This window comes from Rhodococcus sp. 06-462-5 (genome assembly GCF_002258315.1).
GTDB lineage: Bacteria > Actinomycetota > Actinomycetes > Mycobacteriales > Mycobacteriaceae > Rhodococcoides.
The window spans coordinates 109,506-122,538 of sequence record NZ_NOYD01000054.1 but is presented as its reverse complement, the minus strand read 5'-3'; the positions used below and the strand labels follow the sequence as shown (position 1 = coordinate 122,538).

The following is a 13,033-nucleotide window of genomic DNA, read 5'->3' as shown; positions in this document are numbered from 1 at the left end:
GACATTTTCGCTTGTCAGGTGCTGTTTTTGTCGGTGTGTCGGGGCTGGGGCTGGGCGCTGCGCGCCCGCCGCTGCAGGCGAAACGGCAAGCCGTTCCGAAGAACTCGCGGACTCGGTCGAAGCGCTGCGCGCCTTCGCGGTTGCATCTGTTATTCGATCGCGCTCAATTTGCAATTTGCAATCGAGAATTTTTCGAGGGCGGTCGAACCGAAACCGGCTCGCCGATGCATGGTGTATTCAGCGAAACCGGTTTCGGATCAATCGCATTCAAGTCATTCGTTACGGGATCGCTCGGATTCTGCATCGAGCGCAGCGGGCCGAATCTGCTCCCACAGCGCCGGGTTGATTCCCGCGTTGTATGCGCGTTCGAGCAGCTGCCCCAAGGAATGATCGGGGGCGAGCCCACGGGCAACGTTCATTGCCTCCCGCGCCGGCACCGCCTCCCGTCCGATCCAGTAACTCAGCGAAGCGAGGACGAAGGCGGGGCCTGCCTCGCTGGCGGGCAACACCGCGCCAACCTGCCGCCACAGTTCGCCGAGGACTGCGGCGTTGGCTTCGGTGAAGTGAACGAACAGCACATCGCGCACGCGCACGTCAGAGGCGGCGGCTGCGAGCATCGCAGCGTGGTAATCCGATATCTCGATTCCGCGGTTGCCTGAATCGAGATACCCGGCGAGTACCTCGCGGTGGATGGTCTCTGCGGCCGAGATCGGCCCTACTGCCGGGAACGCCCCGCGTGCAGCCCGCATCATGTCCACCACACTCGCGGCGCGTTCGGCACCGAACTGTTCGGCAACGAAGCCCGCGCGGATTTGGGCGCGAGAGGCCAGACGTACCTGCCCCTCGAGCAACGCTCCGACCACGTAGGGGTGAGCCGTCAGGTCGACCGCCTCGCCGACCTCGTGCGGTCCCGCCAGTACCCCGTTCATCAAGTAGCGGCGCGCACGTCCCTCGTGGAACTGGAACACAGCAACGTCATCGCCCGAGAACTCGTGGAGAACGGCCATCGATGCCGCATCGGCGTGTGTGTCACTGCCGAACACGACCACCACGCGCGGTCCGGATAGATCACGCACGGGGTGACCGCTGGGCACCAGCAACGGGGCACCACCGATCGGCGCTTCCTCCCCCAGCGGGCAGGCCATGACGGCCCCGCCTGTCGAGTTTGGGGTGAACACCACCATTTCGTTCTCGGGAACGTAGCGGACCAGCATCACGGCCACGGCAACAGCATCAGCGGGTGAGGAGATACGAAAAACAGAGGACATCGGACAAACCCCTTTCAGGGCACAGGGGCAGATGGTCAGTCCGCCCGATCAACAGAACACCCACAATCTAGCCGAGACCACCGACAAGAACGGCTCACGCGCAACACATTTGGTCCCCGGCGCACTCGGTGCCGGGGACCGCACCGAGTGCGCCGGGGCTCGGTGGGGAAAGACAACAGGCCCGCCCATGTGTTTCGCTGGGCGAGCCTGTTGTCGAACGTCTAGGGAGAAGCGAAAGGATCAGAGCGACAAAGGCTCTCGCTCTAACTCCTCGGGAGCGGAGTCGGCTTCCGAGGCCCATCTAGGGCTCACGTCCATACCCGACCACACTTTCGGATCGGTGTCGAGCCGATCAGGAGACGTTCGGATCAGCACACACGCCAGCAGCCGACATTGCAAGACGCGCCACACCGTCGATGATCAACGTATGGCATCCGTTCGACGCTGCGGAGGTGACCGGCCCTGGTACCGCGTACACCGCCCGCCCGAGCCTGTGCACTTCCCTGGCCACAGACAGTGCACGTCCGCGTGACCCGGCCTCGGGCACCACTACCGCATCGGAGAGAGCCGCCAGCAGCGCGCCACTCCCGTTGAATCGTTCTCGTCGAGGCTCTGCACCGAACGAGTACTCGCTCACCACCACACCCTGTTCCGCGACGCGCTCGAGCAACCGAGCGTGACCGGACGGATACGCCCGATCCAAGCCGCACGGCATTACCGCTACCGGTCCTGCACCGACCCCCAACGCTGCCCGCAACACCGCTCCCTCGATCCCGAACCCGCTGCCCGACAGGACCGCCACCCCACGCATCGCCAGATCCCCGGCAAATTCCGACGCGACATGCTCGCCGTAAGCGGTCGCAGCCCGGGTGCCGGTGAGCGCCACCGCCGACACATCAGCACCGGGCAGCGCGCCCTGTCCACGAACCCACAGAGCGACCGGAGTCGATCCCTCCAGCCATCCGGCCATCCGCAGCCGCTGCGGCCACTCAGCGTCCGCAGGAGTGACCAATCGTGCTCCCAGCGTTGCCGCCGTCTCGAGGTCTGCCTCGGCACCTGAGTAGTCCCACGAGCGAGCCGTCGCACGCAACAAGTCCTCCGACACCTCCCGATGCCGCACAGCCTCGGCTGCAGCCTCCACGCCCGATAAGGACACCGCCAGATGCACCAACGAGCCCTGCCCCCGCGCCACGTGAGCGAGATACGCCCACGCAACACGCTCACGCCACACCATCTCGCTACCCGACACCGCGTTCTCGCTCGACACACCGCTCACGACGAAACCCTCCCAGGGCTAACACAAGGGCAGATGGTCAGTCCGCCCGATCAACAGAACAACTCGAACCTACCCCGACACACCGACAAAAACAGCACCTGACAAGCGAAAATGTCCCCGGCGCACCCGGTGCCGGGGACAGCGGGTGCGCCGGGCGGTAAGTTCACGAAGCGGCCAAAAGAGCAGACCGAAGTGTCCTGTTCGAGTGATACAAATACCGGAGCAGATCTCACGGGCCGCCGACGAAAAACGCACCAACCGCGACGTTCGAGAGGGAAGCTGCACACATGACCGAGCCCGAGCCATGGCGTCGAAGCAAGACGCCGGCCCCGCTCCCCTCGAATTCCGCCGACGCCCGAGCGATCAGCGAACTGACGGACCCGGAACTGGCTGCGATCATTCGTGACAACCTCCTGCCGCGCTCGAACACCGCCGGCGATACAGCCAATTGGCGTGCATTCTGGAACACCCTCACTTTCGATCCGCAGCTCAACGATCGCGCAAACGCGATCATCGATGTCTACGTCGAGCAAGCAGCAGCAGCGCTCGATACCGGCGAACTCGACGACGCCCAATACAAACGTGCCGGCAAGTTCCACGACCTGTGTATCCACGCCCTCGACAGGCTCGACAAGGTGGTCGACGACCCCCTGGCCTGGGCTGGTGCGCGAGCTGCCGGATTCAATCCACGCTCTCGTGAGGTCATCAACACCCTCGTGCAGGCCATCGCCGATCACCGAGACGACGGCGACGACGCCAAGCTCTGGGCGATTCTCGCCGAAGTTCGTTTGGATCCAGGCCATCGACGCCGGTAAGCGCTCCGCTCAACATGGCCGCCCGCGGAGCCTCTGACCGATGAGCTTCTGGGATTCACTTGCGGCCGGCCTCTCGGAGGAGCCGCCGCGACGGGTGATCGTGTCGACCAGAACGCTCAGGTCGGCGATCGAGGACACCTTGATCTATGGGTTCTCGCGAGCCGCCCTCGAAGTGGTCCTACCCGACGAACTCGACCTGACGTGGGCAGGTACAGGTACCCCGGTTGAGGCCGACACCAAGCGGTCGCTGATCGATGGTTACCTCGTAGGATTCGAGATCCCCCAGCTCGTCGCACTGGCGCGTCGCGTGCTTGCAGAATGCGACGTCGCGGACCACGGGCTCGCGGTGCTGATCGCAGAGTACGAAAAGGGCTCCAGCGGTGTCGATTCTCCCGCAAAGAACCTCATTTTCGCGGCCAATGGTCCCAAACCGGAGATGGTGCTCCGCGACGCGGTCAGCAACGACATCCTGATCACCAAGAATGCTGAGTTCTGCCTGGTCTACGACAGACCGATAACCGAGGCCGGCCTGTCCTTTCAGGAGCTGATTCAGTGGTGGCGTGAGCACCAAGCAATGGCAGACACGGACGATCGCGATGTCGGGCGGTCACTGTACAAACGGCTGCGAGAGAGCCTCGGTAAGAACGAACCCGAGCGGATGGTCTTGGACGTCTACTCACGTCGATACGGAGAGCACGGCTTCGGTATTCCCGCTCTGATCCCGCAGGTCTACCTCCACTACGACCCGTACACCAAGTATCAACGCAAGGGCAGCAGTCCCCTCGAACGCCAACGCATGGACTTCTTGCTGCTCTTCAGTGCAAGAAAACGCGTCGTCATCGAGGTCGACGGTCGTCAGCACTACGCCAACGAAGACGGCCGCGCCAGCACGCAGCTGTACGCCGAGATGGTCACCGAAGACCGACGTCTCCGGCTAGCGGGATACGAGGTCTATCGGTTCGGGGGCAAAGAGTTCGAGAGCCCCGACGCGCCGTCGATGCTCGCAGCATTCTTCGACGAACTGAGCTCGCGAATGAAGTAGACCGACGGGGAACTCATGCCGGGGCGAGGTATCGATCCTCCTCAGAGCCGATCTGGAGTTCGTCCTCGGCGGCTGCGATGACTGCGTCGACGACCTCAATGGGTAGCCCGGTCTTGGTGGCCACTGCAGCGTGCTCGTGGCCTTCGCTGGCCAGTTTCAGGACGTGGACACACAGAACGGCTGTTTCGGCCTCTGTGGAGCTGTTCGGGGCCGAGTGACGCTGGTCGGTGCTGTCGTCTACAGCTGATGCTTCGAGTCGGACCAGCTGGATCATCAGGTGCGTGGTGACCAGCAGCACCAGCGGCGGCGCAGCAGCGGCCAGCGCGGCCACGGTGAAGGTCGAGCTGTAGTCCACCATCGAGACGTGCACGATGTTGCCGGCCGTCGATGCGATCGACCCGAGAATCAGCAAGGCCCACGCGAACCAGCGGTGTGAGGCGTCGACGACGAGCATGAGTGTTGCGAGGATTACCATTCCGTCGAGCACCAGTGGCAGAACCCATCCCAGTGTTGCCGGGTATCCGCTGGCAGTAGCGAGCTGCCACAACGATATTCCGCTCTTTGTGAAGGCGCTGATACCGATCACCGCATTGCCGATCACCGCGCAACGTTTGATGGTTGTCAGATTCCTCATCAATGTCCTTCGCTGGTGGTGATCGAAAAGTGGCCGGCCGCTGCCGTCGGGCGTGCTAGATCGGCGTGCTTGAGGGTGGGTGTGTTCGACAGTCGGTAAATCGACCACAGGGCGGTGAATGCGATACACCCGCCGATCACTATCTGAGCCGCGGTGTAGTCACCATTGTTCGCAATGACGAATGCATTCCAAGCTGTATGGGCCAGAACGAGTCCCGTGAGACTGCGGAGTCGATAGTAGACGTAGACGGCCACAGCGCCCCATACGAACGCCGACAACGCTTGCCCTGTTCCCTGGTACAGATGGATGGAGGCTCGAAACAGAGCTGAGCTCGCGATGACGATGCCGAGCATCCACGGCTGGACGCGCCAGACCAGTCCGACGACCCCGAAGAGCAACAAGACCGGAAGCGCACTGAAGAACGGTTCCTCGGCCAAGCCGGCGACGAGAAGGTGCGCACTGTTCCACCATTGTGCCGGGTTGCCGTAGTCACTGGTGCGCGAAAGGTTTTCGGCATCCTCGGGGGACAGCAACGAGGCCATGCACAGGCCGATGGGGAACAATCCTGCACTCATCAGCGTCCGCGCTCGCCACGTCCCAGGGAAGCTGTTCGGTTCGGTCTCGTTCGGTTCGATGAACCGGCGCACCGCCGCGACGAGAGCGAGACCGGCAACTGCGGCGAAGAAGAGAATTAGGAAGCCAATTTGAGCGCCGGGCATCGTCGGCGGGGTCGACTCGGTGACTACCTCGGATCCGGTACCGAGATGCCTCTGAACCGAGACTAATGCCTCGAAAGGCCAACACACGACTAGGTAGGCGGCAGCAAGCCCGAGCGGAACAGCAGCGATATACAGGCTTGAGTTCCAGTTGTTGTTGCGATTCATCGCGATTCACTCTTTCTTTGACATTCTCTCGTCGCGGCGACACAGGACAGTCATGGGTGCGGATACGAGTACTGAGCGTGGGTACGGCGGTCGAGGCTGATCAGTTGTCGAGTAGGCCCGCACCGCGGGCAATAGCGGGTAGGTCGATCGGTGGTGCCCATGCGGCCCACACGCGGGTTCGGCCGAGCTCGACGACACGGTCGTCCGGATAGAGCCGCCATGGGCCGACGCGGTCGAGCAGTTCACCGACGAGGGCGTCGGCGTGGAAACGGGTGGGAACGGTGACGAAGTCATCGAGCGGGCCCCGCTTATGTAGTGCCGCGACGGGGCGTGGTGCGCCTCTGGCGATCGCTACCTGCCGCAGGTCCGGAGAGCCGTGGGGACGGAGGATCGCCACGACATGGGGGTCCAGCCATCGTCGCTCTCGCCATTCCTTGCGGACACCGCGGCCACGGGGAAGATCGAGCCCGGTCAAGACAGTTCGTGCATTGTCGAGGGTCTGCTGTTCGACACGTCGGATTTCAGGAAGGGGAAATTGAAGTTGCTGCAACCGGCGGACGGGAATGGCCGCTCGAGCGCGAGGTGAGCCCTGCAGCCAACGCTGAACGGTACGGCGAGTCACCCCGAATGCCGCTGCGACATAGTCGATATCGACACCACCGTTGACCAAGGGGCCGTAGCACGCGGTGAATGCGACCTCGAGCTGTCGTTTGGTCCACCGCGGCCGCTTCGGGTTCATGTCGCTCTAATGGAGTGGTCCGAGAAAGACGCCGTATCCCATTTTGGCCTGCACAGCCATGCTGACGAGGATCAGACCCGCCAACGCAGAAACGACGCGGGTCTTCCACTGCTGAGACTTGGTCTCGAACATGTCTTTCTGATCCCTCCTGCAGAGCGCTGCCGTGCGCGATTCCACCGATACCGTAGCGGTTGCACCGGACACTCCGAACACCTGAACTCGCAGACTCTTATGGTCAGACCGGGTCGATGGAGATGTTGTCGATGCTCTCGAAGGTCCATCCGTCGACGTACCGATCGCTGGCGTAGCCGCTGAGCCACTTCGAGAGCGCTTTGTCGCCGCCGCGTTCGTACGCCGACCACATCGACTCGACATCGGATGGCGACATACCACTCTGATCCGGGGGGATCTGGATGGAACGATTGCGAATGTAGAACCCTCCCCCACCGGCGACGCCTTGTCGGCCCTTGATCTGTACGCGCGCACCGTATTTGGCGATCGACTTGCCCTGTTTGCTCTCTCGGACAGCTTTGATGGCGGCGCGCCGGCCCTGTTGCGTCGTCGCTGCCTGCCGCGACTTGGTGGTGAGCTTGCTCAGAGTCTCGGCCTTCGGCTTCGAGATTCGCTGGCGTCCCTCGGCGGCAACCCAGCGTTCCACCGTACGACGTGAGACTCCGAGATCGCGCGCAGCTGCGGCAGTGTTCACCCCGCCCCGAGTGCCCGGGCCGTACGCGGCGAGGAGCATCCCACGCATGTCAGGGGTGGTGCCGGCCTTGCCGGAGACATCGGCACCACGCCTGCCCGTCAAGCCCTGGAACAGTGAGCTGCGTCGGCGTTCGTCTGCTTCCAGGTTCTCTTTGAAGCCAGCATGCTTGCGCCCGGCCATTGGCTATTCCCCCTTGCCTGTCGTGGCATCCCAGTTCATCGTCAGCGCTTCCTTGCCCTTGTAGCGGCCACCGACGAGGAACTCGAGATGATCGCCGAGTCGAGCGGAGCCCTCCCACTTGTATTGGCCGAACCCTCGACCGAGCTGCTTGTCCTCCCCAGGCCAGGACGCGATCGGATCCGGATCGTTGCTGGTGTAGAGAACCGTGTCGTTCGTGATGGCCACCGGCCACCGGTCGGAGACGGTGCCGATCTTGACGATGCGACGAGTGATGTTCGCCCGCGCTTTGGCGATGATGTGATGGCGTCGCTCAGGCGAGAAACCTGCTCGTCCGGTCATATGAACCGAGGACCCCATCTGGCCGATCGTGCGCGTGTAGACGCCCTTGAGCAGATCTCTGGCCAACTGAGCGTCGACGTCGTCGACGTCCAAAGCTGTTCGTGCGTCCCGGATTCGCTCGTACCACGGATCGAGTACTCGGCCATGTTCGTTCCACACGTAGGCCTCGACAGGTTCGAGCTCGTAGCCGAGTTCTCCGGCGACCTGCAGACTCGGTGTGGTCACCCACAGCAGGCCCGGCCGGCCGCCGAGAGGCATCAATGGATGTGGGATGCGCCAGTCCCCTGCCTCGGGAACCTCTACCCGCCAATAGCCCGGCAGCTTCTTGTCGAACGCTCGCCCGTCTGGATGATGAGTGGCCGATCCGATCGGCATCTCCAAACCGGCGATTCCCGCAGCATGCGAGCCTCCTCGGTCGTACGCGTGGACGTAGATCATCGATGTCTCGTCGCTGGTCGGTTTGCGGGACCATGCGTAATCGTCCTCGAGGGAGCTGATGGTGGCCGGGCCGACGGGAGTCTGTGCCCCGAACATCCGCTCGCGGTCCTTGAATCGAGTCGAGATCATCAGGTCGAAACCTGTGGACTGCGGGGTGATCACCCACGGCATCTTCAACGCGCTGGCGAACAGCGACAATCGACGCGCGAGTTTGCTCGGGGACGGTCGGTCTCCGAGAATAGGGATATCGCGTGGATCGGCGTTCATGCCGGCAGCCAGGACGACCCACACACCGCGGTGCTCGCCCTGGGTGCGCCACACACGGGTCCACGCACCGAGCCGGTCACCGGGCTTGCCCAGGGTCCAACCGTCGGCGATTGCATCTGTGACGAACGCTGTGCCGGCAGTGGCCTCGCCGACGTCTTTGCGTCGCTGCGACGGATCGTCGCTCAGCGTGCTCAGATCCACCCCGAACTTCTCGGTCATCGCCGCGGTCACCCAGATCTGTCCCGGTTCGCTCTGCCACGACGAAGTCTGAGTGCCCAGACGCAGCTCCTGCACCAGCGCGGCGACATGACCGACGTGAGAGATGTTCTGTGGCAAATTGATTCGACTTCCGTCGGGCATCCAAATGCCATCGACGTCCAGGACGGCGGCAGGGGCAGCGAACGGGTTGGCCGCGGTCTTCGCGGGAGCTGAACGCCGAGGCTGCGTGGTCTCGAGCGGCGCACTGGGTTGCGCAACCGTAGGAGCACTCGACTCGGCGGCCTCGGAAGCAGCTCGACGAGCAGGTTCGTTCGACGGCCGCGGGCCAGTGGAGGCGGGTGCAGGCGGCTTCGCTGCGGCTGCGGTATCGGCAACCAGTGCAGCGCGGGAGGCAGCTGTGCTTCCGAACCAGCACTGCGCGTGCAGAACGTGGCCATCGAAGCGAAGGCCCGAGCCCACTCCGCACTTCACGCACGGGACGCTCGGCGAAATATGTTCTGCCACAGCGATATGGCCCTCGGCATCGGGGTAGCTTCCCACTGGAATGTCCTCCTGTTCGGAGTTGTCAGACGTAGCTTCCGCGTCGTTGGCACGAGAGCTGCCCGTCGTCGATGAGGTGTCGCTGTTCGATACCGAGAACAACGTCGCGAGGTCGGCCACTGCGGAGGTCGAACCCGGAACGTCGCTCGGTGTCGTACCGTCCGGTGCATCGTCGGGTCCGCCATCAGCGTCGAAGATGCCGATCTGACCGTCGTCGGGGCCGTCGCCGAGGATCGCCCACAGACGGAGAGCGGTCATCCGCTGCCGCCGTTCCTCACAATGGATGGTGCGTTGGACGGTGTAACGGGGTGTCTTGCCTGCGCGTTCCTCGGCGATCAGAACTCCCTCGTCGTAGAGGGCCCGCAGCGCCGTGCCTCGATCGATCTGTGGAGCATCGGACATCGTCGATGCCGCGGCTTTCAGAACCTGTTCGAGGGCAGTCGATTCGATCAACAGCTGCGCTTCACCGTCGCGTGGTCCGGGGTCGGTGAGCACGTACCCCAACCGGATCCCGCGTGCGTCTTCGCGGTACTTCTTGACGTCCTGATAGTCCGAGACCAACGTCCGTCGCCACCCCAACCGGCCGGCGAGCGGGCGGTCGGGTGCTTCACCGGTACGAACGTCGTCGACGTAGGCCAACCCGGTACGCAGTGCGTGCGCAAGGAGCTCGCGCACCCGCGCCCCGGTACGTGAAGGCAGATCGGGATCGGCCGCAGCGACGACCGCGTCGTGCAATCCGCCGTCGACGACGTCGAGAACTTGCTCGACCTCATCGGCATCGAGCGCGCCGACATCGAGCAGAAAAGCGGTGAACGCCTGCCACCCTGCCCACACTGCACCGACCGCTTCGGCCTGGCGCACGGTCTCACCCTGCTCACGTAAGCCCTCGGCGTAGTGCGCGCCCTCGTTGAAGACCTTTTCCCGCAGTTCCTCGAGGCGGGGGCACAACCACTGCAGGAACGAGGCCATCAGCAGGGCGCGTCCATGTCGAGACTGCTCACTGTCGAGTCGAATCAGCTCGTCGAGTTCGATCTCGTCGGACTGCAACGGCACCACCAACATGCGCTGAGCGCCGGACCCTGGTCGAGGCATGACCTCGGAGGTCACCATCGCGGACGATCGGGGGGCGGTGCCGTCGAGGATGCTCAACCCGTCGCGACTGGAACGGCTCCGTTGTTCGCCGTTGTGGACCATGCGCGCGAACTCTTCGAGCGCTTTCTGTGCAGCCCCCCAGTCTCGTGTGGGAGCGACATCATCGGCCCAGTACAGCGCATCTTTCGACGAATTCAGTTTGATGCGAAGCGCATTGAGAGTGTCACCGTTACCTGACATCGACGATGCCGGCCGCCGACGATCCCACAGCTCACCGAAGTGATGCATCGCGATCGACGCGATCGAGGTCTTGTACGAACCGGGCGAACCAATGAGCGAAAGAACCCAGGGGTTGGGTCCCAAGGCCGCGCGAAAGACGTGCCCGAGCAACGGAGCAGCGATTCGCACCGGCAGACGCGTCAGCATCGATCCCGAATCGACCATGAAGGCATCACGCAATCGAGGTGCATCGGCGATCGGGCACGGCAGGTCGTAACGCGAGAGCGGTCCACTGAGCAGAACCGGCGCAACACGGGCACCGGCAGCACTGATAGCGCCACCCGCGTGCACGTAGAACCACTCGTCGTTTCGGTCCTTACGCCAACCGGTGGAACGGAATCGAACCGTCCGGGCAATCGTCACTCCACCCGCCACTTTCAGGGCGTCGCGAAGTTTGGCGATTCCAGAGGGTTTGGAGTCGTACGTCGGCGGCCCGGGAAGAGAATCCGCCCAGGTGCAGTCCCGATAGTCCTGTGCGTCCACCCGCATACGCATGAACTCGCCCGTATCGGGATGGGTGTACCCGATGACGACAGCGGAAAGCTGTTCGGGCGACGGCGGATTGGCTTCCCGCTGCCCGACGATATCTTCGCGTCCGAGCAGGGTCGGTGCGTCGACGTCGAGGCCGTCGTCCTGCGATTCGAGGTATTCCATCTCCACGATCCGAGCATCGATGCTGAGCACCATTTTGGCGGTCTGCTCGCCATCTCGGTTGGTGACGATTTCGACGAGGCTTCCCTCTACGACCCGATACGTCGGTGCAGATATCTGAGCGCCGCGGGTGGCCGCCCCGACCAGGTGCAGTCGGGGTCCGTCAGGGAGCGGATGTGTCGATTCACCGGCGTCGATGTGGCTGGATCCGGTCGCCGGCGGCACCGCGTCGTGCTCGTCCTCGTCGTGCAGCAGCGGTGGAATCGGAGTGCGCGAAATATCGTGTGCGGCACGGGCAGCCGTGCGGGCAGTACGCCACACAGCGGTAGCGGCATCGACCGCTTCTTGCGACCACTTCGTGCCCTCAGCGGCAGCGAAACTACGCACCGCATCGACGGCTTCGCTCAACGGCTCGAACAGGCGCTCCGCCTCGACGGCCCAGCGCCCAGCGAGGCGGATCTCGTCTGCGCACTCATCCTGGTGACCTGATACTCGCCCGCGCTCGGCACGCGCAGCCGCTTCCTGAGCCGCCTTTTCGACCTCGGCGGCCTTGCCGCGCAGCTTGGCCAGCGCAGCATGTGCCGCAACCTCACCGACATGGACGGGAATCAACCCGTTCCACATATCGTCCGGATCCCACAGCTGGGCCTCGACGTGATCTGTGAAGTCTGATTTGTCATCTGTTGTGCCGGGTAGCAGCAGTTGTACCTCGGCATCAACTGCGCCGAGCAGCGACGCCAGTTCGATGCCGCGCTCGTATCCTGCGGCGTCACGATCGAGCACAACGCGCACTGCGGCACCGGCGAACACCTCGGCGAGCTGTGGCGGAAAGTTCAGGCCACCCTGGGCATTCGTGGTCGCGCACAGACCGAGACGCATCGCGGTCTCGACATCCTTTTCGCCCTCGAGCAGCCACACCGGCTGGCCGGCCGACAGCGCCGCTTGCAGCTGCGGCATCGCGAACAGGACCGGAGTGAACACCGCAGGCTTACGTTTGACGTACGTGCGATTCGGACCGACGAACAACTGCCGGAATCGTTTGTGTTTGACGCCGCACGAGGTGCACTCCTCGCGGATGACCTCCTGCACCAATACGCTGTCGGCATCGGTGTAGGGATAGCGCGCAACTTCCGACCAAGAGTGCTCGACCTCGGGCTCCGGCATCGGACCGGCAATCCGAGCAGGCAGACGCCCCAGACGCCCACGTCGTTTGCCCGCTGCCCGTTGCTGCGGGGATCTACCGACACGCGGTGCGCTCGGATCCCGACTCGGCAAGGGTTCGTCGAACAGATCGGACACACCGATATCGAGACGCTCGGCGATTTCTGCGGCCGTCGCTGAGCAGCCATGGCACCGCAGCAGCACCATTCCAGAACCGTGGTGGCCCGGAGTCCAGGTGACAGACAGCGAAGCGTGACGGTCGTCGTGAACGGGGCATCTCGCCTGAAACTGGGTACTCGATGTGGCTTTGAAGCCGCCGAGCTGCTCGAGGCGTGGACGGATGTTGTCCATCGACCACATGTGGCCGCGGTTGGGAGTCGGTGACGTCACGACTCACCGCCGACACGTAGATGTACGACGCGCGCTGGGTTCGGAGCGCAAATCACGGCGAGGCAGGGGTACTGAGCTATGATGTCAATACACCTCCTGTCGTGTTCGTGGTT

General features: G+C 63.6%; 10 protein-coding genes. 2 read left to right on the top strand and 8 right to left on the bottom strand.

Annotated elements, in window-relative coordinates; genetic code table 11:
* Positions 1-272: 272 nt before the first annotated feature.
* Positions 273-1,268, bottom strand: a complete 996-nt coding sequence (locus CH251_RS25055) for a DUF4192 family protein (protein ID WP_015586055.1) — start codon at positions 1,266-1,268, stop codon at positions 273-275.
* A gap of 352 nt (positions 1,269-1,620) precedes the next feature.
* Positions 1,621-2,544 carry a DNA processing protein DprA gene (locus CH251_RS25050; RefSeq protein ID WP_052047799.1) on the bottom strand — a complete coding sequence of 308 codons (924 nt, stop codon included), beginning with the start codon at positions 2,542-2,544 and terminating at the stop codon, positions 1,621-1,623.
* Between the two features lie 287 nt (positions 2,545-2,831).
* Here CH251_RS25050 and CH251_RS25045 point away from each other — a divergent pair, with 287 nt between their 5' ends.
* A complete protein-coding gene (locus CH251_RS25045; RefSeq protein WP_015586057.1) occupies positions 2,832-3,359 on the top strand; it encodes a hypothetical protein in 528 nt (175 codons plus the stop codon).
* Between the two features lie 40 nt (positions 3,360-3,399).
* Positions 3,400-4,401, top strand: coding sequence for a hypothetical protein (locus tag CH251_RS25040; protein WP_072692241.1), 1,002 nt, complete (start codon positions 3,400-3,402; stop codon positions 4,399-4,401).
* A 13-nt stretch (positions 4,402-4,414) separates the two neighbouring features.
* On the opposite strand, the gene CH251_RS25035 is transcribed toward CH251_RS25040, so the two are convergent.
* The 6 genes from CH251_RS25035 to CH251_RS25010 form a co-directional block, all read right to left on the bottom strand.
* Positions 4,415-5,035: a DUF2637 domain-containing protein gene (locus CH251_RS25035; protein ID WP_015586059.1), complete on the bottom strand. Its 621-nt coding sequence runs from the start codon at positions 5,033-5,035 to the stop codon at positions 4,415-4,417.
* Positions 5,035-5,754: a CPBP family intramembrane glutamic endopeptidase gene (locus CH251_RS25030; RefSeq protein ID WP_032394817.1), complete on the bottom strand. Its 720-nt coding sequence runs from the start codon at positions 5,752-5,754 to the stop codon at positions 5,035-5,037. Before CH251_RS25030 ends, CH251_RS25035 begins: the two co-directional genes overlap by 1 nt.
* Before the next feature lie 265 nt (positions 5,755-6,019).
* A complete protein-coding gene (locus tag CH251_RS25025) occupies positions 6,020-6,658 on the bottom strand; it encodes a hypothetical protein (RefSeq protein ID WP_015586061.1) in 639 nt (212 codons plus the stop codon).
* A gap of 6 nt (positions 6,659-6,664) precedes the next feature.
* A complete protein-coding gene (locus CH251_RS28070) occupies positions 6,665-6,790 on the bottom strand; it encodes a hypothetical protein (RefSeq protein WP_254924250.1) in 126 nt (41 codons plus the stop codon).
* Between the two features lie 103 nt (positions 6,791-6,893).
* The gene (locus CH251_RS25015) at positions 6,894-7,544 is read right to left on the bottom strand and encodes a helix-turn-helix domain-containing protein (RefSeq protein WP_015586063.1); all 651 of its coding nucleotides are present in this window, start codon (positions 7,542-7,544) and stop codon (positions 6,894-6,896) included.
* Positions 7,545-7,547: 3 nt separating this feature from the next.
* Positions 7,548-12,920 (bottom strand): telomere-binding protein, encoded by a 5,373-nt coding sequence (locus tag CH251_RS25010; RefSeq protein WP_032364989.1) that lies wholly within the window; start codon positions 12,918-12,920, stop codon positions 7,548-7,550.
* Positions 12,921-13,033: the final 113 nt, after the last annotated feature.

What these genes read in the sequence shown, in the direction of transcription:
- CH251_RS25055 (WP_015586055.1), bottom strand. Translation starts at nt 1,268, where the DNA reads ATGTCCTCTGTTTTTCGTATCTCCTCACCCGCTGATGCTGTTGCCGTG.
- CH251_RS25045 (WP_015586057.1), top strand. Translation starts at nt 2,832, where the DNA reads ATGACCGAGCCCGAGCCATGGCGTCGAAGCAAGACGCCGGCCCCGCTC.
- CH251_RS25040 (WP_072692241.1), top strand. Translation starts at nt 3,400, where the DNA reads ATGAGCTTCTGGGATTCACTTGCGGCCGGCCTCTCGGAGGAGCCGCCG.
- CH251_RS25035 (WP_015586059.1), bottom strand. Translation starts at nt 5,035, where the DNA reads ATGAGGAATCTGACAACCATCAAACGTTGCGCGGTGATCGGCAATGCG.
- CH251_RS25030 (WP_032394817.1), bottom strand. Translation starts at nt 5,754, where the DNA reads ATGCCCGGCGCTCAAATTGGCTTCCTAATTCTCTTCTTCGCCGCAGTT.
- CH251_RS25025 (WP_015586061.1), bottom strand. Translation starts at nt 6,658, where the DNA reads ATGAACCCGAAGCGGCCGCGGTGGACCAAACGACAGCTCGAGGTCGCA.
- CH251_RS28070 (WP_254924250.1), bottom strand. Translation starts at nt 6,790, where the DNA reads ATGTTCGAGACCAAGTCTCAGCAGTGGAAGACCCGCGTCGTTTCTGCG.
- CH251_RS25015 (WP_015586063.1), bottom strand. Translation starts at nt 7,544, where the DNA reads ATGGCCGGGCGCAAGCATGCTGGCTTCAAAGAGAACCTGGAAGCAGAC.